Origin of the sequence: Nocardiopsis sediminis (assembly GCF_042650565.1) — a bacterium.
GTDB classification, from domain to species: Bacteria; Actinomycetota; Actinomycetes; order Streptosporangiales; family Streptosporangiaceae; genus Nocardiopsis_B; species Nocardiopsis_B sediminis.
The window spans coordinates 150,683-177,396 of the sequence record NZ_JBHSBH010000013.1; the positions used below are offsets into that span (position 1 = coordinate 150,683).

The 26,714-nt window shown below is 72.1% G+C and carries 23 protein-coding genes; 12 read left to right on the top strand and 11 right to left on the bottom strand.

Translation table 11 applies throughout. The features are described from left to right. Window positions 1–4 precede the first annotated feature (4 nt). Complete coding sequence (locus ACFOVU_RS20880; RefSeq protein WP_378536198.1) at window positions 5–406, bottom strand: winged helix-turn-helix transcriptional regulator; 402 nt, start codon at window positions 404–406, stop codon at window positions 5–7. A 116-nt stretch (window positions 407–522) separates the two neighbouring features. On the opposite strand from ACFOVU_RS20880, the gene ACFOVU_RS20885 reads away from it, so the two are divergent. The 4 genes from ACFOVU_RS20885 (at window position 523) to ACFOVU_RS20900 (ending at window position 4,247) form a co-directional block, all read left to right on the top strand. Beyond that, window positions 523–1,161: an NADPH-dependent F420 reductase gene (locus ACFOVU_RS20885; protein ID WP_378536199.1), complete on the top strand. Its 639-nt coding sequence runs from the start codon at window positions 523–525 to the stop codon at window positions 1,159–1,161. 382 nt (window positions 1,162–1,543) lie between these two features. Further along, entirely contained in the window at window positions 1,544–2,455 is a 912-nt protein-coding gene (locus tag ACFOVU_RS20890) for a CPBP family intramembrane glutamic endopeptidase (RefSeq protein WP_378536200.1), read from the top strand. A gap of 5 nt (window positions 2,456–2,460) precedes the next feature. Continuing rightward, window positions 2,461–3,645, top strand: a complete 1,185-nt coding sequence (locus ACFOVU_RS20895) for a sensor histidine kinase (protein WP_378536201.1) — start codon at window positions 2,461–2,463, stop codon at window positions 3,643–3,645. Then, window positions 3,642–4,247: a response regulator gene (locus ACFOVU_RS20900; protein WP_378536202.1), complete on the top strand. Its 606-nt coding sequence runs from the start codon at window positions 3,642–3,644 to the stop codon at window positions 4,245–4,247. Before ACFOVU_RS20895 ends, ACFOVU_RS20900 begins: the two co-directional genes overlap by 4 nt. 432 nt (window positions 4,248–4,679) lie before the next feature. Here the strand turns inward: ACFOVU_RS20900 and ACFOVU_RS20905 are convergent, their stop codons facing one another. From ACFOVU_RS20905 to ACFOVU_RS20915, 3 genes are all read right to left on the bottom strand, one after another. After that, entirely contained in the window at window positions 4,680–6,380 is a 1,701-nt protein-coding gene (locus tag ACFOVU_RS20905) for a polymorphic toxin-type HINT domain-containing protein (protein WP_378536203.1), read from the bottom strand. A gap of 80 nt (window positions 6,381–6,460) precedes the next feature. After that, window positions 6,461–6,823: a hypothetical protein gene (locus ACFOVU_RS20910; protein WP_378536204.1), complete on the bottom strand. Its 363-nt coding sequence runs from the start codon at window positions 6,821–6,823 to the stop codon at window positions 6,461–6,463. Window positions 6,824–7,049: 226 nt separating this feature from the next. Then, window positions 7,050–7,475 carry an ATP-binding protein gene (locus ACFOVU_RS20915; protein ID WP_378536205.1) on the bottom strand — a complete coding sequence of 142 codons (426 nt, stop codon included), beginning with the start codon at window positions 7,473–7,475 and terminating at the stop codon, window positions 7,050–7,052. Window positions 7,476–7,747: 272 nt separating this feature from the next. On the opposite strand from ACFOVU_RS20915, the gene ACFOVU_RS20920 reads away from it, so the two are divergent. The 3 genes from ACFOVU_RS20920 to ACFOVU_RS20930 all read left to right on the top strand — a co-directional run bounded on the left by ACFOVU_RS20920 (window position 7,748) and on the right by ACFOVU_RS20930 (window position 11,203). Continuing rightward, window positions 7,748–8,572: a helix-turn-helix domain-containing protein gene (locus tag ACFOVU_RS20920; protein WP_378536206.1), complete on the top strand. Its 825-nt coding sequence runs from the start codon at window positions 7,748–7,750 to the stop codon at window positions 8,570–8,572. Further along, window positions 8,553–8,729: a DUF397 domain-containing protein gene (locus ACFOVU_RS20925; RefSeq protein ID WP_378536207.1), complete on the top strand. Its 177-nt coding sequence runs from the start codon at window positions 8,553–8,555 to the stop codon at window positions 8,727–8,729. Before ACFOVU_RS20920 ends, ACFOVU_RS20925 begins: the two co-directional genes overlap by 20 nt. Window positions 8,730–8,974: 245 nt before the next feature. Further along, a complete protein-coding gene (locus ACFOVU_RS20930) occupies window positions 8,975–11,203 on the top strand; it encodes a WD40/YVTN/BNR-like repeat-containing protein (protein ID WP_378536208.1) in 2,229 nt (742 codons plus the stop codon). A gap of 140 nt (window positions 11,204–11,343) precedes the next feature. Here ACFOVU_RS20930 and ACFOVU_RS20935 read toward each other — a convergent pair whose 3' ends face one another. The 3 genes from ACFOVU_RS20935 to ACFOVU_RS20945 are packed head-to-tail and all read right to left on the bottom strand — an operon-like array spanning window position 11,344 to window position 14,952. Next, window positions 11,344–12,249 carry a carbohydrate ABC transporter permease gene (locus tag ACFOVU_RS20935; protein WP_378536209.1) on the bottom strand — a complete coding sequence of 302 codons (906 nt, stop codon included), beginning with the start codon at window positions 12,247–12,249 and terminating at the stop codon, window positions 11,344–11,346. After that, window positions 12,246–13,298 (bottom strand): ABC transporter permease, encoded by a 1,053-nt coding sequence (locus ACFOVU_RS20940; RefSeq protein WP_378536476.1) that lies wholly within the window; start codon window positions 13,296–13,298, stop codon window positions 12,246–12,248. Before ACFOVU_RS20940 ends, ACFOVU_RS20935 begins: the two co-directional genes overlap by 4 nt. Then, a complete protein-coding gene (locus ACFOVU_RS20945; protein WP_378536211.1) occupies window positions 13,294–14,952 on the bottom strand; it encodes an extracellular solute-binding protein in 1,659 nt (552 codons plus the stop codon). Before ACFOVU_RS20945 ends, ACFOVU_RS20940 begins: the two co-directional genes overlap by 5 nt. A gap of 200 nt (window positions 14,953–15,152) precedes the next feature. On the opposite strand from ACFOVU_RS20945, the gene ACFOVU_RS20950 reads away from it, so the two are divergent. Together ACFOVU_RS20950 and ACFOVU_RS20955 are read left to right on the top strand one after the other, a co-directional pair. Then, window positions 15,153–16,502, top strand: a complete 1,350-nt coding sequence (locus tag ACFOVU_RS20950) for an ROK family transcriptional regulator (RefSeq protein WP_378536213.1) — start codon at window positions 15,153–15,155, stop codon at window positions 16,500–16,502. Further along, window positions 16,499–19,327, top strand: a complete 2,829-nt coding sequence (locus ACFOVU_RS20955; protein WP_378536215.1) for a glycoside hydrolase family 3 C-terminal domain-containing protein — start codon at window positions 16,499–16,501, stop codon at window positions 19,325–19,327. Before ACFOVU_RS20950 ends, ACFOVU_RS20955 begins: the two co-directional genes overlap by 4 nt. 37 nt (window positions 19,328–19,364) lie before the next feature. Here ACFOVU_RS20955 and ACFOVU_RS20960 read toward each other — a convergent pair whose 3' ends face one another. After that, on the bottom strand, window positions 19,365–20,051 hold the full coding sequence (locus ACFOVU_RS20960; RefSeq protein ID WP_378536217.1) for an alpha/beta fold hydrolase: 687 nt from the start codon (window positions 20,049–20,051) through the stop codon (window positions 19,365–19,367). 143 nt (window positions 20,052–20,194) lie between these two features. Then, the gene (locus ACFOVU_RS20965; protein ID WP_378536219.1) at window positions 20,195–21,457 is read right to left on the bottom strand and encodes an ROK family protein; all 1,263 of its coding nucleotides are present in this window, start codon (window positions 21,455–21,457) and stop codon (window positions 20,195–20,197) included. A gap of 405 nt (window positions 21,458–21,862) precedes the next feature. Between ACFOVU_RS20965 and ACFOVU_RS20970 the strand changes: the two genes are divergently transcribed. The 3 genes from ACFOVU_RS20970 to ACFOVU_RS20980 all read left to right on the top strand — a co-directional run bounded on the left by ACFOVU_RS20970 (window position 21,863) and on the right by ACFOVU_RS20980 (window position 24,454). Then, on the top strand, window positions 21,863–22,657 hold the full coding sequence (locus tag ACFOVU_RS20970) for an ABC transporter permease (protein ID WP_378536478.1): 795 nt from the start codon (window positions 21,863–21,865) through the stop codon (window positions 22,655–22,657). Between the two features lie 178 nt (window positions 22,658–22,835). Continuing rightward, entirely contained in the window at window positions 22,836–23,717 is an 882-nt protein-coding gene (locus ACFOVU_RS20975) for an ATP-binding cassette domain-containing protein (protein ID WP_378536220.1), read from the top strand. Then, entirely contained in the window at window positions 23,714–24,454 is a 741-nt protein-coding gene (locus tag ACFOVU_RS20980) for an ABC transporter ATP-binding protein (RefSeq protein ID WP_378536223.1), read from the top strand. Before ACFOVU_RS20975 ends, ACFOVU_RS20980 begins: the two co-directional genes overlap by 4 nt. A gap of 268 nt (window positions 24,455–24,722) precedes the next feature. Here the strand turns inward: ACFOVU_RS20980 and bldC are convergent, their stop codons facing one another. Together bldC and ACFOVU_RS20990 are read right to left on the bottom strand one after the other, a co-directional pair. Then, entirely contained in the window at window positions 24,723–24,926 is a 204-nt protein-coding gene (bldC, locus tag ACFOVU_RS20985; RefSeq protein ID WP_017621302.1) for a developmental transcriptional regulator BldC, read from the bottom strand. A 775-nt stretch (window positions 24,927–25,701) separates the two neighbouring features. Next, window positions 25,702–26,613: a hypothetical protein gene (locus tag ACFOVU_RS20990; RefSeq protein WP_378536225.1), complete on the bottom strand. Its 912-nt coding sequence runs from the start codon at window positions 26,611–26,613 to the stop codon at window positions 25,702–25,704. Between the last annotated feature and the right edge of the window lie 101 nt (window positions 26,614–26,714).

Consider the following 26,714-nt stretch of genomic DNA (forward strand, 5'->3'; position numbering starts at 1 on the left):
CCGGTCACCCCTGCCGGGTGTCGTACTCCTCGCGGGCGTCGTCGATGCGGGCGATGTTCTGCTCGGCCCAGTCGTGCACGGCGTCCATGACGGGCAGCAGGCTGCGCCCGAGCGGGGTGAGCGCGTAGTCGACGCGCACCGGGACGGCCGGGGTGACGGTCCGGGCGACCAGTCCGTCGCGTTCGAGGCCGCGGAGCGTCTCGGTCAGCATCTTCTGGCTGGCCCCGGCGATCGCCCGCGCGAGTTCGCCGTAACGGCGCGGGCCGCCGGCCAGCTCTTTCACGACGACGGCCACCCACTTGTCGCCGATGCGGTCGAGCAGGCGGTTGGCCGGGCAGGCGGCGAAGCGCTCCTGATACGAGATCCGGGCGTCGGCCCGCCGCTGGGCTGCGGTGCGTGTGCCCATGGCATCCCTCCGCGTGCGTTGGCCACTGTGAAGTGCGTACTCCCCTTCCAACGGTAGCGCCGACTAGCGTCGCCGGTCAGAAGCCGGATCACTGCACGACAAGGAGCATGCGCACCATGACGACCACCGCCATCCTCGGTTCCGGGAACGTGGCGCGCGCCCTGGCCGAGGGGCTGCGCCGAGCGGGGCACGAGGTCATCGTCGGGTCCCGTCGCCCGCACGAGATCGCCGCCGAATGGGCCGGGCCGGGGGTGCGCGTCGCCTCGCTCGCGGATGCGGCGGGAGCGGGCGAACCCGTCATCAACGCGCTGCCCGGCTCGGTGTCGGTGGACGTGCTCACCGGCGTGGCGGAGAAGTTGGCGGGCAAGGTCGTCATCGACGTCGCCAACGCCGTGGAGCTCGATGCCGGCGGCTTCGCGTCGGCGCTGCGCTACCCGGAGACGAGCCTCGCCGAGGAGCTCCAGCGGGCGCTCCCGGACGCGCGCGTGGTGAAGACCCTCAACACGATGCACGAATCCGCGATGGCCGACCCGGCCGGGCTGTCCACCCCGCCCACCGCCTTCGTGTCCGGGGACGACTCCGAAGCCAGGAGGACCACCGCCGGCCTCCTCACCGACCTGGGCTGGCGGCCGGAGTGGATCATCGACCTCGGCGGGATCGGGACCGCCCGCGGCCCCGAGGCGTTCGTCCTGATGATCGGCGACCTGGTCCGCGCACTGGGCCCGGTGCCGTTCGGCCTGTCCATCGCCCGGTGACATCCATCCGAAGGGCCGCTCGCCCACGCGAAGGGGGAGCGGCCCTTCGCCGTGTCCGGGGCAGAGCGCTCCGGGGCAGGATCGTGCCGCGGACTCCGCCGATGCATGACATCTGTCATGCCCGACCCGTGCGGGGCAGGGAGAAAACCCATGATCCGTGACACTCTGTCACGGATCTGCTCCGGCTTAGGTTCGGAGCATGCACCCCGATCACGACAACCGATTCCCTCCGCCTCCGCCCTACGGGCCGGCCGGCGCGTACGCCGCCGCCCCGGATCCGGGAGCCGCGCAGACGCCTTCATACGCACCAACCGATCCGGCCGTGCCGAACCGGCGCCGCCGCGCTCCGCGGCCGATCCCGCCGGGCCTGGAGTACCATCGCATGCTCGCCGGTGAGAAGCGCCGCATCGTGCGCGGCATCCTCGCCATCGTGCTCCTGCTGGCCGGGCTGTACGTGTTCAGCTTCGCCAGCGTCGGGGCCGCCGTCTTCATCGACACGCAGATGGGCCGGGTCAACCCGGCGAACGGTGGCACCGACTACACGCCGGTGTACCACGGTTTCTCCATGTTCGGGCTCGCCCTGCTCGTCCCGTGGAGCATGTGCATCCAGCGGTGGCTCTACGGAGTGAAGGGCCCCGCGCTGCACTCCGTGGTGTCGGGCTTCCGGTTCGACGTGTTCGGCCGGGCGCTCCTGATCATCGGCCCCGTCTGGCTGATCGCCGTCGTCGTCATGAACGCCGCGACGCCGACCGAGCAGACCTACTGGCCGATCGCCGACCTGGTCGGCATCATCGTCACCACCCTCCTGCTGGTGCCTCTACAGGCGGCCGGCGAGGAGTACGGCATCCGCGGACTCGTCTTCCGGGCCGCCGGGAGTTGGAGCCGCGGGCCGCGCCTGTCGGTGTTCGTCGGTGTCCTCGTCTCCAGCCTGGTGTTCATGGTCATCCACGGCGCGGACGATCCGTGGATCAACATCTGGTACTTCACGCTCGCCGTCAGCCTGGCCGTCATCACCTGGCGCACCGGTGGCATCGAGACCGCGATCGTCATCCACGCGCTGCTCAACACGGTCACCTTCCTCTACGCCACCGCCATACACTCCGACATCGGGGGCAGCATCATGGACCGGTCGGCGGGCACCGGGTCGCCCATCCTGCTCGTGCCCATCATCACCGTTGTCGTGATCGCGGCGGTGGTGTGGCTGCGCACGCGGCGGACCGGGCCCGCCCTGACCCCCGCGCCCGTCCCGCCCCATCCGTACGCGCACCCCGCGCAGGTCGCAACGGCACAATGAGGGGCATGAACGATGCGCCGCTGGTCGGCGCACGCAGGTTCGAGGCCTACGTGCGCGGGTCCGCCTACCTCGCCGTCTCGGTCCCCGCGGGCAACGTGCTCGGGACCGTGCGGTGGGCCGATCGGCTCGCCGGAGCCGACCTCGCCCTGTGGGTCGCGGCGGCCGTGCTGTCCCTCGCCCTGACCGCCGGGAACATCTTCGTCACCAAACGCTGTATCGACACCGTCGTCGGGCGCCCTCGGCGGCTGCCCGCCGGCGTGGTCGTGGTGTGGGCGGTGGCGCTCGTGGCCCTGGTCGGCGTGGCCTTCCTGATCCCCCTGTCCACGATGGGCATCACGGTCGCGGCGGCGATCGGTTCGGTGGCCGCGAGCTTCGTGCCCGTCCTGGACGCGCGCCGCACGCTGCTGCTCAACGCGGCGGTCGTCGTCCTCATCGTCCCGCTCGTGGGCATCGCCGACATCGCGCTCCTGCTGGTCGGGGCGGCCGTGACCAGCAGTGTTCTGTGGGTGTGCTGGTCGAGCGTGTGGCTGCTGCGGGTGCTGCTGGAGTTGCAGGCGGCGCACGCCGACCGGGCCGCGCTCGCGCTCGCCAACGAGCGCCTGCGTATCGCGCGCGACCTGCACGATGTGTTCGGCCGGACCCTGGCCACCATGGCGGTCAAGAGTTCGCTGGCGTCCGAGCTCGTCGAGCGGGGGCGCGCCGAGCAGGCAGGCGAGGAGATCGCCGGGGTCCGGCGGCTGGCCGAGGAGGCCGGGACGGAGGTCCGCCGCGTGGTGCGGGGCGAGTTGCGCACGACCTGGGAGGGGGAGGTGGCGGGCGCGCGGTCGCTGCTGGCCTCCGCCGGGATCCGCTGTACCGTGGCCGGTGACCCCGTGCCCGAGGAGTGCGCGCAGGCCCTGGCGTGGGTCGTGCGCGAGGGCGTCACCAATGTGCTGCGCCACTCGGCGGCCACCCAGGTCACCATCGCGACCGCCAAGGAGGACGGAGGGGTGCTCCTCACCGTCGCCAACGACGGGGCCGGATCCGCGCAGGCCGCCGCCGCGGACGGACGTGCCGCCGACGCCGGGACGGGGCTGCGCTCGATGTCGGAGCGGATCGGCGCACTCGGCGGGCGCCTGGCCGTGCGCCGCGACGGCACCTGGTTCCTGCTCGACGCCACCATCCCGTTCCCGAAGGAAGCCCCCGCATGACCCGCATCCTCGTCGCCGACGACGAACACCTCATCCGCGACGCCATCGCCGGGCTGCTCGACCTGGAGGACGGCTTGGAGGTCGTGGGCCGGGCGGCTTCCGGCGACGAGGCGCTGGCCACGGCGCTGCGGGTCCGTCCCGACGTGGCCCTGCTCGACCTCCAGCTGCCCGGGCCCGACGGCATCGAGGTGGCCCGCCGCCTCGCGGTGGAGCTGCCGGAGTGCCGCTGCATCATCGTGACCTCCCACGGCCGGCCCGGCTACCTGAAGTCGGCACTGGCCGCGGGGGTGCGGGGCTTCCTGCCCAAGACCGTGTCCTCGCGCACCTTCGCCCAGGTCGTACGCGACGTCGCGGCCGGCGGACGCTACGTCGACCCCGAACTCGCGGCCGAGGCTATCAGCGCGGGCGACTCCCCGCTCAGCCCACGCGAGAGCGACATCCTCGCGTTGGCCCGCGACGGCGCCCCGGTCGAGGAGATCGCCCGCCGCGTCTCACTGTCCCGGGGGACCGTCCGCAACCACCTCGCGGCCGCCATCGCCAAACTCGACGCCGCCAACCGCCACGAGGCCGCACGTATCGCGGCTGAGCACGGGTGGATCTGAAGCATCCGGCCGTTGTGAACTGTGGAGGGGGATTGGGCGACGGCTTAGTCCTCCTGCTTCGTCCTGACGCTTATTTCATTGACGGACGGAAGCTCGGTGGGAGGCTCATCGGTGACCCAGGCATATTCGAGCCCCGAAATCTTTCCGTCTGAAATCCAAAGGATAAGTTCGCCTAAGTACTCGCCACTGGAATCATACACAAGAGCTTCGATTGGTGCGGGTCCATTGGCCAATTCTGCTGGAGTGGATCCCGGAGGGATGTAGACATCAAAGCTTGCTGAGTCCCGCCCCCACGTCCTCGACATACGAGCCAGCGAAGCCTGGTCGTGGAGCTCCTTGGCGCCTTGGAATTGGGCGGAGGTGAGGTGCTTGAGTACTGTCCTCTTGTGATTGTCGAGAGGGATCGTTTCTCTTGTCATTATTCTGGATGCCTTAATTTCCTCTTTCTGGAAATGCGGACGGGATGAATGCCGTGCCAATTCGGGGGACTCCGTTTACCATGGCTCCTCGAATGGTGACCTGCTCGCCTTCTATGATTCGGGAGACCTCGAACCTTCCTGACTGGGGTAGATCAGCGGCATCCCCGAGGCTGTTGACAATCATCCTCATCGCCTCAGACCTCCCTCCTGCTGCTTCGACCAGGTTTCCAAATCCGTGCTTTTCAGGGTCGATCACGTGCTCTAGCTTGGCTTCTGTGTTCGCCGACGCGAACGTCTGCTGGAGGGTGTCAGGACCGACTTGGCATGATGCGTTGGAGTTGTGAACCAGGAGCGACCGGGCTCCTGCGAGCACATAGTAGGTGCGTACGTTGGCGATGGTGAGGTTGTGGACCCGCTGGTCCCTGGTCGTGTCGACCTCGACTGAGGTGATCTGGGCCCAGGTGCCGGTGGAGGTGCGGAGCCAGGTTCCTGGTTGCAGGTCGATGGCGTCGACCCACTCGGCCGCCTTTGGCGCCCAGAAGGGGTGTTCGTCGGTGGCGGTGATGGTGTCGGTCGTGCCGTCGCCTGAGTCGATGGTGAGGGTGACCAGGGTCTTGAGGCCGTCTCCGGTGATGGTGTCGGTGACCTCGCGCGGGCCCTCCTCACCGGTCAGGGGGTCGAAGGCCAGGACCTCGTCGCCCACGACGACGTCCTCGATGGGCACGCTCGTGCCATCGGCCAGCAACACCCCGGTCCCGGGCACGAAGCTGTTGCCCGTGGGGCAGGCGGTGCCATCCCGGTCGTTGTCCTCATCGCGGTCCTGGTTGTTCCCATCCCTGTCGGTGTCGGTGTCGGGGCGTTGGGGTGGGCCGTCGGCGAGGTTGGGAGCGTCGGGGTCGGTGCGGACGTTGGGGATGTCGGGCAGGCCGCGGGGCAGGGGGATCTTGATGCCGGGCATCGCCGACAGCCCGACGTCCAGGAAGGATTCGGTGATGGCCTCGGTCCACTGTCCGTCGGCGTACTGCTCGCGGCGGTCGTCGTTGGCCAGCAGCGCGGGCAGCGACTGCGCGCCGGGGGCGTCGAGGTAGGCGTAGGTGGCCGCGTCCCAGGCGAGGCCGGCTCCGGCTCCCAGCCAGTCACCGTTGTTCCAGGCCTCGCCGTGGGTCGCCCAGGACTGGGCCACATCCTCCTGGATGTCGGCGGCGATTCCGTTCACCATGTTGGCGGCGGTCTCATTGACCGGGGTGGTGAACAGGTCGACGGCGCCGTTGACGGCGTCCTCGCCGCGCTGCACCACCACGTCCCCGGCGCGCGAGCCGATACCGGCGGCCTCGTCGGCGAGGTCGCGCAGGCCCTGGGTGAAGTCGAGGTCGGGCATGCTGCCACCGGGCAGGGCGCTGGTGAACCCCGCCGGGGTGACGCCGAGTCCATCGCCGTTGTTGAACGCCGGGGTGAAGCCGGTGTCCTCCGACCCGGGATCGGGACCGGTGTCCTGGACGCCCTCGGCCGCTTCTTCGTCCCCTTCGCCGGCTGCCTCGACTCCGTCGTCGCCTTCGGCGCTGACGGAGTCGAGGGCGCCCTCGATGAGGCCGTTGACGCGGCCGGGGATACCGGCGGTCAGCACGACCGCGGCGATCGCGGCCACGAGCAGGATGACCGCGCCGTACTCGACGAAGCCGGCACCGCGCTCGGGGTCGTGAATCCTGCGCAACACGGAGGCATCACCTGGGGGGAGGGAAACGGGGCGGGGGATCAGCGTGTGGGGGTGACCCGCAAAGGCGGGCCGGGTCGGGGTCAGCCGCGCAGGTAGGCGCGGGATCCGGGGCGCAGGGTCAGGTAGCAGATCAGCGCGGGCAGGATCAGCTGGGTCAGGGCGCCGAAGTCCCCGCCGAGGATCGTGGTCAGGGTCGCCAGCATGGCCACCGCCGCGTAGGCCGGGACGGCGTAGATGAGCCAGGCGCGGCCCGGGGCGAGCAGGAAGCCCAGGATGAGGGTGAGGACGGCTTGGAGGACGTAGGCGACGTAGGCGATCAGCAGCGTCGCCTGGTCGGCGGTGCGGACGATGGCCACCGCGAACAACGACAGCCCGATGCCGCTGATCACGAACAAGAGGACCCGGACGGTCTTGAGCTCGGTCGGCATGGCGGCGGTGGACACAGGACGGGCTTCCTCAAGTGGGGGGATACGGGCATCTGGGGAGATGATTCGTTGTCACGACCGTAGCACCCAGGGTGGACATTCCATGGTGAGAGGGTGTGTGCGGGTCCGGTTGTGGACAGATCACGATATGCAGGAGCACCGTGTCCAGCCAGTGAATTTCAACGAGCGGCGCGGCCCTGCCTCCCCCTCCGGAGGCAGGGCCGCGGGTCATGGCCGGGCGTCGTCAGGCCGCTCGGGTGTCCTTAGTGGACCAGGTGAGGGTGAAGGTGACACCGGTGCGGGGGTGGGGGAGCGCGTCCCAGGTGTCGGCCAGGTAGTCGATGAGGGTGATTCCTCTGCCGTGCTGCGCCATGGGGGTGATGGGGCGCTGGAAGGGCAGTGTCCCGCCGGCGGGACGGCCCTCGTCGTCGACCTCGATGGTGATGGTGCCCTGGCGGAAGTACAGCCAGACGGTGAAGGTGCCGCCGCGGCCGCTGGCGGTGTAGCGGACGGCGTTGGTCACGGCCTCCGAGACCAGCAGCACGGCGGAGGCGATGGTGTCCTCGGGGATCGAGAACCCGTCGTGGGTGGTGAGGAGGTCTTCGGTCCAGATGCGGGCCTCGCGCACCTGCTCGGCCCAGCCCGGGAAGCGGCGGGAATAGGTCACCATTCTCACCACCCCTGCACAGCGGCGAGCCACCCGAAACGGAACAGATACGGACGAATTCGGGTGCTTCGGTTCCTGGAGATAGACTGGTTCATTGTCATCAGCTCCTTGGGTTTTAGCTGGTGTCCATGCCCCGGGCGGGTCCGATCCGTCGCGGGGCGCCTTGATGCTCAGCGTCCACCACGGGAAACGGTGAACTCCAGCGATTGACCGGCTTTGGGATCTATCTGGGAAGGCATGGAAAAGAATGGAGGTGTCTGGTAGAACCAAGTACCATGCCTGAAAAAGAGCTGCCGGATTGGACGAAGTTCGGTCGTGAAGTTCGCCGACTGCGCTCGCAAGCTGGGCTTTCGCTCAGCGACGTATCATCGAGGATGAACATCTCGATCGGCATGCTAAGCAAGATCGAAAGAGCCACCCGGGCGCCCAAAAGGGATACGGTGGGCGAACTCGATCGGGTCCTTTGTACAAACGGATCGTTGATGCGGCGCTGGTCAGACGTGAACCGAAAGGTCGCCGACCCAGACTGGTACCGGCGAGTTGAAGACGCCGAGGCCGCGGCCGTAGAGATCCGTCTGCACAACCCGACGCTTATCCCGGGGCCTTTGCAGGCTCCGGAGTACACCCGCGAAGTCCTCAACTACGGTCGCCCTCTGGACAGCGATGCCGACATCAACGCCTTGCTTGAGTTGAAGGCCAAGCGAGCTGAGCGGGCGCTATCCGGTGGTGACCCGCGATTGACCGCGTTGGTACCGGAGATGGTCATCAGAGACTGCGTCGGATCCCCCAAGACGGCATCCGCTCAACTGCGCCACCTGGTGGATCTGCAAGAATCAGGCAAGGTCACCATGTACGTCATCCCCCGGGGTGTACCAACGCACATCAGTTTGTCCACCGGCAGCTTCTCCCTCATCTCGTTCGTAGACAGGATGCCGACGGTCTTCGTTGAGTCCGCTAGCGGTGGCGAGCTGATCGACCATCCACCCCGGGAGATCCAGCGCTTCGTGTCAGTGTTCGGACTGCTACAAGGGTGGGCCCTATCGCCTGCGGATACCCTTGGCTTGATCAGAGAGGCATGTCATGGATTCTCAGTGGAGTAAGTCCAGCTACAGCAACGCGGGATCGGACTGCGTCGAAGCACGCGTCGATTTCCGCGAGGGTGTACAAGTCCGTGACACGCAGTACCCGGCGCACGGTCACCTGGCGTTCCCTTCGTCTGAGTGGCGCGCCCTGCTGGCTGATATCGACTCCCTGTAGTCCCCTCGTCCTCCCCGGCCTCCGCCCCCTCGGTGGAGGCCGTTGTCATGTCCGCTGGTGGGCGGATTGGCGGTTGACGTTTTGTTGGTTGTGTGTCCAAACTAAATCACGAGGCCGTTAGCAGCAGCATTCCCCCCAAGGAGTCTGATGTGACACCGGCACCCCCGCCATCCCCCGCTGATCCCCATCGCCCGGCCCGGCGGTGCCCCCCAGGCGTCACGGTCGCTGCCGCCGCAGCTGTCGCGTTGGCCGCCTCGCTCGTCTCCGTCTCGTCGGCTCCGGCCGCCGCGGAGGACGCCTACACCTGGGACAACGTCGAAGTGGTCGGCGGCGGCTTCATCCCCGGCGTCGTCTTCAACGAGTCCGAGCCCGACCTCATCTACGCCCGCACCGACATCGGCGGCGCCTACCGGTGGGACCCCGCCGCCGAGGAGTGGGTCCCGCTGCTCGACTGGGTCGGCTGGGACGACTGGGGCTACTCCGGCGTCGCCGCCCTTGCCACCGACGCCGTCGACCCCGACCGCGTCTACGCCGCCGTCGGCACCTACACCAACGACTGGGACCCCAACAACGGCGCCGTCCTGCGCTCCGCGGACCGCGGCGAGACCTGGGAGACCACCGAGCTGCCGTTCAAGATCGGCGGCAACATGCCCGGCCGCGGCATCGAGCGGCTGTCCATCGACCCCAACGACAACAGCGTCCTCTACCTCGGCGCCCCCAGCGGCGAGGGCCTGTGGCGCAGCACCGACTACGGCGCCACCTGGGCCGAGGTCACCGCCTTCCCCAACGCGGGCAACTATGTGCAGGACCCCTCCGACACCTCCGGCTACCTCAGCGACAACCTCGGCGTGACCTGGGTGGCGTTCGACCCCGCCAGCGGCGGCGCCGGGCAGCGCACCCAGGACATCTACGTCGGGGTCGCCGACAAGGAGAACACCGTCTACCGCAGCACCGACGCCGGCGAGACCTGGGAGCGCGTGCCGGGCCAGCCCACCGGGCACCTGGCCATCGAGGGCGTGCTCGACCACGAGAACGGCCACCTCTACATCTCCACCAGCGACACCGGCGGCCCCTACGACGGCGCCGAAGGCGACGTCTGGCGCCTGGACACCGCCACCGACGAGTGGACCCGCATCAGCCCCGTCCCCTCGGAGTCGGAGGACAGCCACTACGGCTACGGCGGCCTGGCCATCGACCGCCAGAACCCCGGCACCCTCATGGTGGCCACGCAGATCTCCTGGTGGCCCGACATCCAGATCTTCCGCACCACCGACGGCGGCGCCACCTGGACCCAGGCGTGGGAGTACACGAACTACCCCGAGCGCGCCAACCGCTACGAGATGGACATCTCCGCGTCCCCGTGGCTGACCTTCGGCACGGACCCGGAGCCCCCGGAGATGACCCCCAAGCTCGGCTGGATGACCCAGGCGCTGGAGATCGACCCCTTCGACTCCGACCGGATGCTGTACGGCACCGGCGCCACCCTCTACGGCACCGACGACCTCACCGCCTGGGACCGCGACGAGACCTTCACCATCGAGGTCAAGGCCCGCGGCATCGAGGAGACCGCGGTGCTCGACCTCGCCGCCCCGCCCGATGGCGCCCCCTTGCTGTCGGCGCTGGGCGACGTCGGCGGGTTCCGCCACGACGACCTCGCCGCCGCCCCCGACCTCATGTACACCCAGCCCACCCACGGCAGCACGAACTCCCTGGACTTCGCCGAGCTGGCGCCGGAGCGGGTCGTCCGGGCCGGCAGCGGCGACGAGGGGGTCGCCCGCATCGGCCTGTCGTCCGACGGCGGCGATACGTGGCGGGCCGGCCAGGAGCCGGGCGGGGTGACCGGCCCCGGGACGGTCGCCATGGGCGCCGACGGCTCCCGCGTCGTGTGGAGCCCGGACGGCGCGGGCGTGCACGTCTCCACGGACTCCGGCTCGTCCTGGACCGCCTCCTCCGGCGTCCCGGCCGGTGCCCGGGTGGAGGCCGACCGCGTGAACCCGCAGGTCTTCTACGCCTTCTCCGGCGGCGCGTTCTACACCAGCACCGACGGCGGAGCGACCTTCACCGAGTCGGCGGCCGCCGGCCTGCCCGCCCAGGGCGACGTGCGCTTCGCCGCCGTCCCCGGCCAGGAGGGCGGCGTGTGGCTCGCGGGCTCCGGCGACGGCTCCGGCATGTGGCGCTCGACCGACGCGGGAGCGACGTTCACGCCGGTGGAGGAGGTCGACGAGGGCGGCTCGGTCGGGTTCGGCGCCCCGGCGCCCGGGGCCGACCACCCCGCCGTCTACACCAGTTCGATGATCGACGGGGTGCGCGGCATCTTCCGCTCCGACGACGCCGGCGCCACGTGGACCAGGATCAACGACGATCAGCACCAGTGGGCGTGGACGGGCGCCGCCATCACCGGCGACCCCGACGTCTACGGCCGGGTCTACGTCAGCACCAACGGACGCGGCATCGTCTACGGCGACCCCGCCTGACCGCCGCCGTCCGCGCAGGAGTGCACGCCCGGGTGCCCCACGGCCATCCCCCGCCTGGGCGCGCACCGCACAAAGACGGCGGGCCGGGAACGCCCGGCGTTCCCGGCCCGCCGTCCGTCCGGGCGAGGGTGCGGAGCGGGTCAGCCCTTGACCGCGCCGATGATGACTCCCTTGGTGAAGTGCCGCTGCACCAGCGGGTAGATGACGGTGACCGGCACCAGCGCCACCACCACGATCGCCATCTGGATGGCGAGGTTGGGCGGCAGTACGGTGCTGGCGGAGGTGTCCACCACCGACGCGCTGGTCAGCGAGCCGCCCTGCTGGACGTACTGGCGCAGGATGAGCTGGAGCGGCCACATGCGGTTGTCGTTGATGTAGAGGATGGCGTTGAAGAAGGCGTTCCAGTAGCCGACCGCGTAGAACAGCCCGATCACCGCCGTGACGCCCTTGGACATCGGCAGCACCAGCCGGGTGAGGATCCGCCATTCGCTCGCCCCGTCGACCCGCGCGCTGTCGCCGATCTCGGCGGGGATGTTCATGAAGAACGCCCGCATGACGACCAGGTTGAACGCGCTGACCGCGGTCGGCAGGATCAGCGCCCAGTAGGAGTCGATCAGCCCCAGCGAGCCGACCAGCAGGTACTGCGGGATCATGCCCGGGGTGAACAGGAAGGTCAGCAGGACGGTGAACAGCAGCGGCCGGTGCCACAGAGACGCCGGCCGCGACAGCCCGTAGGCCGCCAGCACCGTGGCCGACAGGCTGACCAGGGTGCCCGCGGCGGTGACGCCGAGGCTGACCAGGACGGCGCGGGTGACCACCCCGCCGGCGAACAGCTCGGTGTAGGCGGCGAAGGAGATCCCCTGCGGGACGAGCACCAGCCCGCCGGCGTCGTTGACCGCTGATGCGGGCGACAGGCTGGTGAGGACGACGACGTAGATGGGCAGGGCCACGACCGCCGCGATCGCGGCGAGTGCCAGGTTCTTGCCGGCGCGGCCGGCAACGCCGGGGGGTTCGGCCCACACGGGGCGCGGATGCGTGGTGGTCATGAGCGTCGGTAGATCCCGTCCTCGCCCAGGCGGTGGGCGACCTTGTTGGCCACCAGGATGAGCAGCAGCCCGATCACGCCCTTCACCAGCCCGGCCGCGGCACCGTAGCTGTAGGCGGCGGTGGTCAGCGTCCGGTGGTAGATGAACGTGTCGAGGACTTCGGCGGCGTTGGCGCCGAACGCGTCGCGTTGCAGGAAGAACTGTTCGAAGCCGACGTTGAGCGCGTCGCCGAGCCGCATGATGAGCAGCAGCACGATCACGGGGCGCAGCGCGGGCAGGGTGATGTGCCACATCCGCCGCCACCGGCTCGCGCCGTCGACGGCCGCGGCCTCGTAGAGGTTCTGGTTGATCGCGGCCAGCGCGGCGAGGAAGATGATCGTCCCCCAGCCGGCGTCCTTCCACACCACCTGCGAGGTCACCACGAGCAGGAACACGTCGGGGTTGCTCATGACGTCCAGCGCCTCGTAGCCGTTCTGCCGCAGCAGCTGCGAGATCAGCCCGGCCCCGCCGATGATCTGCTGGAACAGGGTGACCACGAGGACCCAGGAGAAGAAGTGCGGCAGGTAGACGATGCTCTGGAGCAGCAGCCGCAGCCGCGGTGACATGACGCTGTCCAGCAGGATCGCCAGCCCGATCGGGATCGGGAAGTAGAACACCAGCTGGAAGGTGGTGATCAGCACCGTGTTGCCCACGGCGTGCCAGAACGAGGAGTCGGTGAACAGCCAGTAGAAGTTGGTGAACCCGACCCAGGGGCTGCCCAGGATGCCGTCGTAGACGTTGTAGTCCTGGAAGGCGATGATGTTGCCGGCCGTGGGCGTGTAGTGGAAGACCGCGAGCAGGCCGAGCGCCGGGACCGCCATCAGCAGCAGCTGCCAGTCGCGCCGGAGGCGGGCGAGCAGGGGGACGCGTGCGCGCCGGCCGGGGCGGGGGGAGGTCCGCGGGCGGGCGCCGCGACGGGGACGCGGGGTGTCGCTCGCGGAGGCGGGGCCGGGGCCCGTGCGGCCCGCTGGGGAGGGCGCCTGCGGGGCGTCGCCGGTCCGGGGGTCAATCACGGCCGTGGTCCTGGAGGACCTGCTGGTAGAACTCGCGCCCTTCGTCGCCGCCGTCGCGCCGCCATTCGGCGATGACGTCCTCCAGCTCGCGCACCTCGCGGCGGCCGCGGATGATGTCCATGACCTTGTCGGTGGTGGGGGTCTCGACGCTGCTGTAGTTGTTGGGCCGCTGGATGCGGATGCCCTCGAAGGGGTCGTCGCCGGAGTACCGGATGGCGTCGTTGAACCACTGGCTGCGCGGCTCGACGTAGTCGGGGTACTGGCTCTCCACGATGGGGGAGGGGCGCCCGCTCAGGAACAGGTAGCCGTTGCCGACCTCCTGCCGGCCCAGCTCGGTGAGCTGCGGGGCGCCGTCGACGTACTCGAAGTGCTCGCCCTCGGCGCCGAAGCGGTAGGTCAGGTACTCCTCGGTGCCGAACGGGGCGGCGCAGTAGTTGAGGATCTGCAACACCTCCTCGACCTGCTCGGGCTCGAACCCCTTGCGGACGAAGACGCAGTGCTCGGCGGGGGTGTTGCGGTGCATGTCCGGGTCGTCGCCGTCGCTGCCGAAGACAGGAAGCAGCGCCAGGCGGAAGTCGGGGTTGTCGGGCAGGACGCCCTGGTAGGCCTCGATGATGGCGCTGGTGGCGTCCTGGTCGACGAGGATCCGCCCGGAGTTCAGCAGCTCCTTGTTGTTGGTGCCGCCCCCGGCGATGTCGGGGTGGACCAGGCCGGCGTCGTAGACGCGGCGCAGGAACTCCACGCTGGCCGCGAACTCGGGGGTCTCGACCTGGTGGACCAGTTCGCCCCCGGTGTAGCGCCATTCGCGCGGCGCCCCGAACACCTGGCGCATCACGCGGTAGAAGTCACCGAAGGCCCACCGGTTGCCGTCGGGGTCATTGATCTCCTCGCCCAGCTCGAAGAACTCCTCGGGGGAGGTGGGCAGGGGCAGGTCCAGCTCCTCGAACAGGTCCGCCCGGTACAGGAACCATTCGGCGAAGGGGCTGGCGGGCAGGGGCACCCCGTACAGGTGCTCGTCGAAGATGCCCCACTTCCAGGCGTCGCTGCTGAGGTTGGCGAGCATCGGGTAGGGCTCGACCGCGTCGCCGGCCAGGAACGGGGTGAGGTCCTCGAACAGCTCGCCGGCGGCCCGGTTGAACTGCGGGATCAGGTTGATGAGCCAGTCGGGGACCATCGTGATGTCGGCGACGTCGCCGCCGGCGATGACCGCGTTCATCTTGTCGATGATCGTGTTGCCGTCCTGGAAGTTGAACTCGACGGTGGCGCCGAGCTCCCGGTTGACCAGGTCGTAGTGGGAGTTGTCGCCCAGCCCCGGCGGTACCGGCCCCCACAGCGGGGGCATGGCGGTGTAGGAGCCGCCCGAGCCCGGGGGAGCGGTGATCGCGTCGACCGCCCGGGGGTAGGAGGTGAAGGCGTCGGGGGCGCCGTCGGTTCCGGGCAGGTCGGGGGCGGGCCCGTCGAAGGGGATGAAGGTGGGGATGAGGCCGTTCAGCCGGTCCGCGCCGGCCGCCGAGCCCGCCCCCGGTCGCGGTCCGTTGGGCGCGCAGGCCGAGAGCAGGCCGCCGGAGAACGCGGCGGCGGTTCCGGCCCCGGCGAGGCCGAGGAAGCGGCGGCGGTCGAGCGTCATGCGGGGTCGGGGATGAGGGGGCATGGCACGTCCTTCGCTGAACTCGGACAGGGGGTCCGTGGGGGGTAGGAAAGTCGCGTTCGCATCGCCTAGAATTAGTTTGCGGTCTAGACAAACAAATTACTCGACGGTGACCTACCCCACAAGATCCGGCCTCCAGGGGTGGCCGGATACCCACGGGAGCGGGACGGACAGTGATCACACCCTCCAGGGATCCACATCGTGTGGACGCGGCCGACGTCCGCAGCACCAACCTCGCCGTGGTCCTGCGCTGCGTGCGCGAACTGGCCCCCTGCTCGCGGGCCGACATCGCCGCGGCCACCGGACTCAACAAGACGACCGTCTCCAGCCTCGTATCCGAACTCCTCAAACGCCGGCTGCTGCGCGAGGTCGGCACGGCCGGCAACAGGGTCGGGCGCCCCGCCGTCCTGCTCACCCTCGACGGCGCCTCCTACGCCGCCATCGGCATCGAGGTCAGCGCCGACTACCTCTCCGCCGTCGCCGTCGACATCGCCGGGCGCACCGTGCTGTCGTGGCGGCGCGCCCTGCCCGGCGCCACCGGCTCGCCCGCCCGCGCCCTCACCGCCGTCGCCTCCCTCACCCGCCGCGTCGTCGCCCGCGCCGAACGCGACGGCCGCCGGGTCCTGGGGCTGGCCGTCGCCCTGCCCGGCACCCTCGGCCCCCAGCCCACCGGCCCCGGCGTCTCCCCCGACCCCACCACCACCGCCGCCCGCGACTGGCGCGACGCCGACTTCGCCGCCGACCTCGCCGCGGCGCTGCGCCTGCCCGGCCTGCACGTGGAGACCGGCAACGACGCCGACTTCGGCGTGCTCGCCGAACACCGCTACGGCCAGCACGCCGGCACCGCCGACCTCGTCTACCTCACCGGCGGCGGCGCCCTGGGCGCCGGCCTGGTCATCGACGGCGCGCTGCGCGCCGGCAGCGCGGGCTACAGCGGGGAGATCGGGCACATCCCGGTGGACCCCGGCGGCCCCGCCTGCCACTGCGGGCGCCGCGGCTGCATGGAGGCCGTCGCCGGGATCGCCGCCGTCATCCGCCGCGCCGCCGCCGACCCCCAGACCCCCGACATCGGCGGCCGGCCACCGATCGCCGAGATGGAACCGCTCATCGACGAGATCACCGCCCGCGCCCGCGCGGGCGATCCCGCGACCCTCGATGCGCTCACCGGCGCCGGCCGCGACCTCGGGGCGGGCATCGCGATCCTGGCCAACGTGCTCGACCCGCGGATCGTGGTCCTCGGCGGCCACTACGCCGAGCTGGCCCCCTGGCTGCTGCCCGCCGTCGCCGCCGAACTCCGCGACCGCGCGATCGCCGCCGAGCACGGCGGCTGCCGCGTCGTCGCCTCCACCCTGGGCCTGGACGCCCCCGCTCTGGGCGCCACCGCACGCATCCTCGACGCCGTGGAGACCGGCCGGCTGCCCGGCGACCCGCACACCCCCGCACGGATCCGCGGCGGCCGCGCCCCGCTCGACCCCTCACGCGCGGCCCCCGTAGCCGGGCGCCCCGCGCTCCAACCCCCCGTGCCCACCGCGACAGACGGGACAGCCCGATGAACGCACCCGCGGACGCCCCCTTCCGCGACCCCGGCCGCCCGCTGAACGAGCGCGTGGCCGACCTGCTCGCCCGGCTCACCCTCGACGAGCGGATCGGCCTGCTCCACCAGTACCAGGCGCCGGTCGAGCGCCTGGGCATCGGCGCGTTCCGCACCGGCACCGAGGCGCTGCACGGCCTGGCCTGGCTCGGCCCGGCCACGGTGTTCCCCCAGGCCATCGGGCTCGCCAGCACCTGGGACCCCGGCCTGGTGCGGCGGGTGGGGGCGGCCACCGCCGACGAGGTCCTGGCCTTCCACGCGAAGGACCCCTCAGGGGCCGGCCGCAATGTGTGGGCGCCCGTGGTCAACCCCCTGCGCGACCCCCGCTGGGGCCGCAACGAAGAGGGTTACTCCGAGGACCCCTGGCTCACCGGCGTGCTGGCCACCGCGTACGCGCGCGGCCTGGCCGGCGACGACCCCCGGTGGCTGAAGACCGCACCCACCCTCAAGCACTTCCTCGGCTACAACAACGAGACCGGGCGCTGCACCACCTCCAGCAACCTGCCGCCGCGCGTGCTGCACGAGTACGAGCTCCCCGCCCACCTGCCCGCCCTGCGCTCCGGTGCCGCCGTGGCGATCATGCCCTCCTACAACCTGGTCAACGGCCGCCCCGCCCACCTCAGCCCGCTCATCAACGACGTCCTGCGCGCCGCCGCCCCCGGCGACATCCTGGTGGTCAGCGACGCCTACGCGCCCGCCAACCTCGTCAACGAGCAGGGCTACCACGACGACCTCGCCCACGCCTACGCCCACGCGCTGCGGGCCGGGGTCGACAGCTTCACCCAGGACGACGACCGGCCCGGCCCCACCCTGGGCCACCTGCGCCGCGCCCTCGACGAGGGCCTGGCCGACCCCGCCGTGGTCGACGACGCCGTCCGCCACATCCTCGGCCTCCGCTTCCGCCTGGGCGAGTTCGACCCCGAACCCCCCTACGCCGGGATCGGCTCCTATGAGGACACCGTGAACAGCGCGGCCCACCGGGAGCTGGCCCGCGAGGCGGCGCGCCGCTCGATCGTCCTGCTGAAGAACGACGGCCTGCTCCCACTGTGCGCCCCGCGGCGGGTCGCCGTCATCGGCCAGCTCGCCGACGACGTCCAGGAGGATTGGTACAGCGGGACGCTGCCCTACGCCGTCACCGCCCGCGACGGCATCGCCGCGCGCACCGAGACCGTGTTCTGCGAGGGCGTCGACCGCATCGCCCTGCGCAGCGGCGGCGGCCACGTGACAGCGGGCGACGACGGCGGCCCGCTGCGCCTGGCGGCAGCGCCGGGCACCGGGCCCGCCGCCGCCTCGGCGGCCTTCGACCTCTTCGACTGGGGCGGCAGCGCCTACGCGCTGCGCGCCGCCGCCGACGGCCGCTACGTCTCGGAGAGCGACGACGGCACCCTCGTCAACGACGCGCCCGGCCCCAACGGCTGGGAGGTCCGCCAGACCTTCCGCTTCCAGGAGCGGCCCGACGGCTCGGTCGTGCTGTTCCACATCGCCACCGGGCACTACGTCACCGTCGCCGACGACGCCGTGCTGCGGCTGACCGCCGATGCCGACGCCGCCGCGGCCTTCACCGTCGACGTGCTGCGCGACGGCGCCGCCGAGGCGGCGGCCCTCGCCGCCGACGCCGACGTCGCGGTGGTGGTCGCGGGCGACCACCCGCTGGTCAACGGCCGCGAGACCGAGGACCGCCGCGACCTGGACCTGCCCGCCGCCCAAGAGGCGGTGCTGCGCGCGGTGCACGCCGCCAACCCCGCGACCGTGCTCGTGCTCACCAGCGGCTACCCGTTCGGCATCACCTGGGCCGACGAGCACGTCGGCGCGATCGTCTGGTCCGCACACGGCGGCCAGGAGTACGGCAATGCGCTGGCCGACGTCCTCTTCGGCGACGCCGAGCCCGCCGGCCGGCTCACCCAGACCTGGTACCGGTCGGTCACCGACCTGCCCGACCTGCTCGACTACGACATCATCGCCGTCGACGCCACCTACCTGTACTACCTGGGGACGCCGCTCTACCCCTTCGGCCACGGGCTGGGCTACGGCACGGTGGACTATCGCGACCCGCGGGTGGACGTGGCCGAGGGACGGGTCACGGTGCACGTCACCGTCACCAACACCGGGGAGCGGCCGGCCGAGGAGGTCGTGCAGTGCTACACGCGGCAGCGGCGGTCGCGGGTGAAGCAGCCGCTGCGCCGGCTGCGCGGGTTCGGCCGCGTCCGCCTGGAGCCGGGGGAGAGCCGCACGGTCGAGATCGCCTTTGACGTCGCCGACCTCGCCACCTACGACGTCGCGCGCGACCGGTTCGTGGTGGAGGACGCCCCGCGCAAGGTCCAGATCGGGCGCTCGGCCAAGGACATCCGGGTATGCGCCCCGCTCGATGTTCCGGGGGAGCCCATCCCGCCGCGCGACCCGTTCACGGCCGCGCCCTGGCGGGCGACCGCGCACGACGAGTACCACGGCGTGGTGCTGTGCCCCTCGGGGCGGGAGCGGGGCGAGGCGGTGCGCTCCGTCGAACCCGCGGCGTGGGCGGCGTTCCGCGACGTCGACTTCGGCGACGGCGCGGCGGCCTGCCGGCTGGCGGTCAACGCCCTGGCGGGCGGCACGGTCGTGCTGCGCCTGGACGACCCGATCAGTGGGCCGGTCGCCGGCTCCTGCACGGTCCCGCCCGAGGCCGACCGCTACACGTTCACCGAGGTCGAGACCGCCCTCACCGGCGCGCGGGGAACCCGCGACCTCCACCTCGTCTTCGAGGGCCCGGACATCGCTGTCGCCACGCTCGGCTTCACCCGCGCGGTCTGACCGGGGAGGGCGGGCCCGGCGGGGACGGGGCTCGGGGTCACTCTCCGGAAAGGGCGGTGCGGTAGGACTCCAGCCGTTCGGCCAGCTCGGCAGGGCGGGAGAGCATGGGCATGTGCCCCGCGGGGATCTCGTCGGGGGTGATGCCCAGGCGCTCGCGCGCCACCCGGCGCATGAACCCGGCCGGGAAGAGCCGGTCGTCGCTACCGATCAGGACCCGGGTGGGCACGTCCGGCCAGGCATCGAGCGGCCACGGCTGGTGGGAGGGACCGTCCGACTGCTCGCGGTCGCGCTCGCGCAACCCGGCGGCGAGGTCGGGCGGGACGTCGTGCAGGAAGTCGTCCCAGAGGTCGCCGACCGTGCGGCCGTCGCGCTCGGCCTGTTCGCGGCGGGCCTGCGCCTGGCCGGTGGCCGCCCACCAGTCGGCCAGGGTCTCCCCGGGCTTGGGGATCATGGCCTCCAGCAGCACCAGAAGGTCGACCGGTATCCGCGCGCACACCAGCGGGGCGGTGAATCCGCCGAGGGAGTGGGCCACCACGACCAGGTCCGTCCGGTCCCCGATGGCGTCGACGACGGTGTCGGTGTATTCGGCGAGCCCGGCAGCAGGGTCCTCACACGGCAGGTCGACGGCGACGACCTCGTGCCCGCGCCCCCTCAGGTCGTCGGCGACCGGATGCCAGTACCAGGGATCGCACCCGGCACCCGGGATCAGTACGTATGTGGCCATCGAGCGGAACCCCCCGCATCGCCATCGCCGGCGCCGCAACACCGGGCCTACCTGCCCCCGCACCTTAGGGTCTGCTTGCGACAGTTCTCATGAGCGCCGCGTGCTCGGAATCGGCGACTCCCCCGACCCGTTCCCGGCCTCGGTCAGGTGCGGGCGGGTTCCGGGGCCGGGGCGGGGAGGGGGAGGCGGCCGCTGTCGAGGGCGTCGACCAGGGCCGTCGCGGCGCCGAGGGCCGCGGCGCCGAGGCCCAGCTCGGAGGCCTCCACCCGGCAGCCGCCCGACTCTGCGGCGAACGCGTCCTCGGCCAGCGCCGCACGGCAGGCCGGCAGCAGCCAGGGGGACAGCGGGACGAAGTGGCCGCCCAGCACCACCGCGCGGGGCGCCACGATGTTGACCAGGACCGCCGCCCCGCGCCCAAGGTGGGTGCCCGCGTCCTCCAGGGCCGCCACCGCGACGGGGTCGTCCGCCTCGGCGCGGCCGGCGGCGGCCGCCACCAGCTCACCGATGGCGGCACCCGACAGCGGGCCGGACGGCACCAGGTCCGGGACGGCGCCGCGCAGAACGGCGCCGAGCCCGGCCACCGCCTCCAGGCAGCCCCGGCGCCCGCACGCGCACTCCGGGCCGTCGGCGACCACACGGATGTGGCCGATCTCCCCGGCGAAGCCGGTCGCGCCCCGCACCGGGGCGCCGCCCATCAGCACGCCCGCGCCGATGCCGACCTCCCCGGTGATGTACACGAGGTCGGGGGTCCCGCGCAGGTGGCCGCTCCGGTACTCGGCGACGGCGCCGAGGTTGGCGTCGTTGTCGACGAGGACCGGCATCGGTACGGCGCCCGCCTCGGCCAGCAGTGCGGTGAGGCGGTCGCGCAGCGGGACGTCGCGCCAGCCCAGGTTGGGGGCGCGGATGACGGTGCCGCTCGGCGCGTCGACGAGCCCGGGGACGGCCGTGCCGGCGCCGATGACCGTGCGGCCGCGCAGCTCAGGGGTGTCGAGGACGGTCGTGAGCGTGTCGGCGATGCGGCGGGCGCAGGCGTCGGGCCCGGCCGCGCGCGCGTCGAAGGGGACGTGGGTGCGCAGCAGCTCCCGCTCGACCAGGTCGACGGCCGCCACCGCCAGGTAGTCGACGTTGACCTCCACCCCGACGGCGGCGATCGCGCGGTCGTCCAGCGCGAGCATGACCCCGGGGCGGCCCACCCGGCGCTCGGCGGCCCCCTCGCCGGTCTCGCGCACCAGCCGCCGGGCGATGAGGTCGGCGACCAGGCTGGAGACGGTGGACTTGTTGAGCCCGGTCGCGGCGGCCACTGCTGCACGCGAGCACGGGGCGAGCTCGCGCACGGCGCGCAGCACCACCCCGAGGTTGGTCTCCCGCACCGCCTGGAACCCGGCGGGCCCCGAATGGGCGCTCACCGCGTCGTCTCCCCCTCGTCCCTCGCTCGGCCCCTCCACCGGGCCCGCAGCGGAGCGCCGCCCGCCGTGGCCGCCGCCATCGCCGCCGCCCGCCACCCGGCCCCGGCGACACTCCACGGGCCGCGCGGTCCGAGCCCACGCAACGGCCCTGCACCCCGCGCCCCCGCCCGTCCACAGTAGGCGATCCCACCGAACCCACCGCGCAGCCCAGCAGCGCACCCCCGTGGCCGGGGCTCGCTCTGGCCGAGGGCGGGGCTGCCGGTGCGAAGGGGCGGAGCTTAAGCTACGCAGATGCGAATGATTCGCAGTAGGGTGCCTTCTCTCCGGCGGCTCCGGTGGGGGCGACCGGGCGATGCCGCGGGTGGTCCCCCTGACCTTCCGGATCGCGGGGCCCGCGGAGCGGCCATCGCGGGTGGGGTGCTCGTCGTCATGGGGGCGGCGGCCCTGGGGGCGCCTTGGCTGGCGCCGTACGATCCGGTGGCCACCGACACCGCAGCGATCTCGTTGCCGCCGGGGTCGCCGGGGCACGTGCTGGGCACCGATTCCCTTGGGCGTGACCTCTTCTCCCGGATGCTGCACGGTGCGCGGCTGTCCTTGCTGGTCGGGCTCGGGGCCGCGGCCCTCACGGTGGCGGCCGGGACGGCGCTCGGGGCGGTGGCGGCAGTCGGGCCGCGCTGGCTGGACGCGCTCATCACCCGGACCGCCGACGCGCTCTTGGCGCTGCCGATGGTGCTGATGGCGCTCACCCTCGCCGCTGTCGCGGGGCCCTCGGTGGCCACCGTCGTGGGGGCCATCGCCATCACCGCCTGGATGCCGGTCGCGCTGGTCGCCCGCGCCGAGGTCGCCGCGCTCCGAGAGCGCCCCTTCGTGCGCGCCGCCACCTCGCTCGGCCTCTCGCGCACCCGCGTGTTCGTGCGCCACCTGGTGCCCAACGCCCTGCCGCCGATCGCGGCCATCGCGGCGTTCGAGGCCGGCCACGCGATCCTGACGGAGTCGACGCTGAGCTTCCTCGGCGTCGGCATCCCGGTCAACCGGCCCAGCTGGGGCAACCTGCTCACCGACGCGCGCGCCCACCTGCTCACCGGCCAGTGGTACACCGTCGCGTTCCCGGCGGCGGCGATCGTGGCCACCATCGTCGCGCTCAACGCCGTCGCCGCCGGGTTGGACCGCCGCGGCCCGGTCGAGGGGCGGACCTGGTGACCTCCGGCGCTCACGGCGCCCGGGTTCCGGTCATGCCGCGCGACTCGTTGCGGGCCGGTCGGCGATGGGGGGTTGCGGGCCAGGAGACCGCCTCCGGACGTCCTGGCCCTCGCGGGTCTCGGGTTCCGGTCATGCCGCGTGCCGTGTCCCGGGCTGCTCGGGGATCGGGGGCGGACCGGTGACCGGCCCGGAACGCGCGGGGCCCGTTCTCGACGTGGCCGGGCTCGGCGTGCGGGTCGGCGGGCGGGACGTCGTCGCCGGGCTCGGCCTCCGGCTGGCCGCCGGGGAGGTCACCGCGCTGGTCGGGCGCAGCGGCAGCGGGAAGAGCCTCACCGCGCGGGCGCTGATCGGCCTGCTGCCCGACGGCGCCCGCGCCCGGGGCAGCGCGCTGCTGGACACCGGCGCGGGCGTCCACGACCTGCTCGGCCTGCCCGCGCATCGGCTGCGCACGCTGCGCGGGAGCGGAATCGGCTACGTCTTCCAGGAGGCGCAGGCGAGCCTGAACCCCACGGTGACCGTCGGCACCCACGTGCGCGAGACGCTCGCGGCCCACGGGGTCCCGCGGGCGCTGCGGCGCGGGCGCGGGCTCGCGGCGCTGAGCGAGGCCGGGATCGCCGGGCCCGAGCGGATATGGGCCGCCCGCCCCTTCGAGCTGTCGGGCGGCCAGGCCCAACGGGTGGCGCTCGCACTGGCGTGCGTGCTGGACCCGCGGCTGCTGATCGCCGACGAGGTCACCTCGGCCCTCGATCCCGTGACCCAGGCCCGGGTGCTCGACCTGCTCCGCGACCGGACCGCGGGCACCGGCCGGGCGCTGCTGCTCATCACGCACGACCTCGCGGTCGCCGGGCGCTGGGCGGACCGGGTGGCGGTGCTCGACGGCGGCCGGATCGTCGAGAACGGGCCCGCGGACGCGGTCCTCGGCGCCCCCGCCCACCCGTTCACCGCGGCACTGGTGCGCGCCGCAGGCGGCCTCGGCCGGCCCGGGGACGGGGGAGAGGCGTGCGACGAGGGACGCCGCCGCCTCGAAGCCGCCCCGCAGGCCGAGCGGGGTGCGTCGTGAGCGCCGTGGTCGCCTGCCGCGGGGTGGGCCGGACTTTGGGGCGGCGGGGCCGGTGGGTCGAGGCGTTGCGCGGGGTGGACCTCGACATCGGTGCCGGGGAGTCGGTGGCGGTGGTGGGCGCCAGCGGGTCGGGGAAGTCGACGCTGCTCGGGGTGCTGGCGGCCCTGGACCGGCCGCAGGAGGGGCGGCTGATCGTCGGCGGGGTGGACGTGTGGGCGGCGCCCGAACGCGCGCGCAGAGCGGTCAGGCGCCGTTTCGGGTGGATCCCCCAGGACGCGCTGACGTCGTTCGACCCCCGCTACCGGGCGGGCGACGTCGTGGCCGAGGCGCTGCCGCGCGGGACCGCCGACCCCCGCGGGGCGGTCGCCGGGCTATTGGAGCACGTGGGGCTGCCCGCTCACCTGGCGGACCGGCGTCCCGCCACGCTCTCGGGCGGGGAGCGGCAGAGGGTGGCCGTGGCCCGGGCTCTGGCCGTGCAGCCCGATGTGCTGCTGGCCGACGAGCCCACCGCCGGCCTCGACGCCCCTGCTCAGGAGCGCGTGCTCGACGCGATCGCCTCGGCCGGCCGGGACCGCGCCCTCGTCCTGGTCACCCACGATCTCCGGGTGGCCCGCCGGATGGCCGGGCGGGTGGTGGTCCTCGATGCCGGCCGGGTGGTCGACGACGTGCGGGCGGACGGCCTGGAATCGGGCGGCCCGGTGCTCGCCCGGCTGCTGGCGGCGACGCCGTCGCTGTGATCGGGCACCGCCCGGTGGGGGCGCTCGGGCGCAGGGCGCCGCGGTGAGTCCCGGGTTCAGGCCTGTCGGTGCAAAGGGACCGTCACGCCGGGGTAAGGGGTCGGTGCAGGCAACAGCCCCTGTGGGCGCGGCCCTGTGGCGGTGTGGTCGCGGGGTGTGATGGGTACAGCCCGAGGGCGGGCCGCCGGCACAGGCGACCCGCCCTCATGGAACGGGGTTGTGAACTTCCCCCGGTCTATCCCCCCGGATACGGCACGTGCCGGGGAGATCACTCCGAGCGCTGGTTGGGGATACCGGCCAGCAGAGCGCGGACCTCGGTCTCGCGGTAGCGGCGGTGGCCACCCAGGGTCCGGATCGAGGTCAGCTTGCCCGCCTTCGCCCAGCGCGTGACGGTCTTGGGGTCCACGCGGAACATGGTGGCAACCTCGGCAGGGGTCAACAGGGGCTCCGCCTCGGGCGTGCGAGTTGACATGTGTACGGCCTCTCCTCCTGGATCTGTGTGCCGATCCTGAGCCTTATCCTGGCACTTGGCCCGGATGTCCAATATTGCCCTCTAGGTCTATATTGGCATCACCCGAGGTGATTACGCGACCACTTAACGCGACTTTGTCGGATGGGAGGTCGCAAAGTCGCCCATGGTGCGCGTCACGCTGAGTGATTCTAGCGACACGTTTAGTGGCATGTGGCGTATTCGGTCAAAACTTCGTTCTCCGGCCCTGTTTTTCTCGATCCGGCGGGCCGAAAGTGCTACGGGGGATCGGGCTGAAACGGGTCCGGAAGCCCGGTGCCGCGACGGTCGTCACCGCCATGGCCAGGTCTTTCGCGAAGCGGGGCGGCCGCGCGAGGTCGCCGGTCCCATCTTGTCGGCTGCTGGCCCCGTTCGCGCGGAACCGCGGCGGGGCATGGGGTTTCGATTACGCAGAGTGCGCTCTGTGACGGCACGAACACAGTCTATGTCGATGTCTATGCACTGGTATGCCCAGTTTCGACAAAGTTGATGCGAACTGTGAAGGTCGTCCAAACCTATCCCGCTCTGACGTGCGACGGATTCGGCGCCCCCCGTGAAGAAACCTGGTACACCAGGTTGGCGCCCGGCGTGGCGTACACCCGCAGAACGTGACAGGGCTTCACATTCGGCCCCAGAGAACGGTCACACTCGGTCGACATCGGGACCCACCGGGCCACCCGGATCAGCCGGGCCGGCCGCCGCCCCTGCCCGGGCCCCGGCCGGACCGCGGGCCCCACCCTCAGTTGGCGTGCTCCAGCGCCTGGACGTCCTTCCACCGCCGGGTCACCCGGCGGTACATGGCGACGGCCACCTCTTCCTGCCCGGTCTCCAGGCCGGCGATCGCGGCGGCGACCTCGGCCACCGACTCGTCCTCGCGCAGCCGGTCGTCGCCGAGCAGGTGGACCAGGCCCCCGTAGTCCAGTTCGAGCAGCGCATCGGGGTGGGCGACCCCGGAGAGCCAGTCGTCCAGGCGCTCGGCCGCGATCAGCGCCGTGCTCTCGCCCACGTGCTCCTGGAGGACCTGGATCGCGCGGTCGAGCCGCTCGCGCGCGAGCGCCATCTCGGTCACGTACAGCAGGGTGCGGGTGGGCGCCTGCTCCGGCGGCCCCGCCGCCGCGGCGCCGCCCGCCGGGTGGTCGGCGCGCGCGGCGTCGTCGGCCGCCGGATCGGTGACACCGAGGATGAGGCACCGCTCCTTGGCCTCGAAGGGCGCGAACCAGGGCAGCGGGACGGTCCAGGTGCTGGTGAGGATCTGGGTGCGCAACGGCTCCCCGCGGTCGCGCCACGCCTCGAACTCGCGCTCGGCGGCGTCGGCCACGGAGTCGGGCAGGTAGACCGGTGCGAGGGCGGCGGGGGTGGCGGCGTGGAAGTCGCGCAGCCCCAGCCACGACCGCAGCCGGGTCTGCCACGGGCAGATGTAGAGCTCACCGCCCATGCGGCGGACATAGGCGTCGCGGCTCTCCTGCTCGGGCGCGGGGATCGGCGGGGTCGCGACGAGCCGGCGCAGGCTCTCGGCGTGCTCGGCCGCGACGGCGTGCACCCGGCGCGGACGGTCCGCGGACTCCGCGTAGGCCCTCCAGTAGCGGCGCTCCGGAAGGGAAAACGCGGCAATGGGCTGGTAAACGCGGAGATAGGCGGTGTAGGGCAGCACGCTCGCATCGTGGCATATATTGCGGCGTGCGGCACCCACCCCGGCCGCGTGCCGCGGCGCCATGACACGCCCGGGCGAGGGGCACACCGACCGGTTAGGCA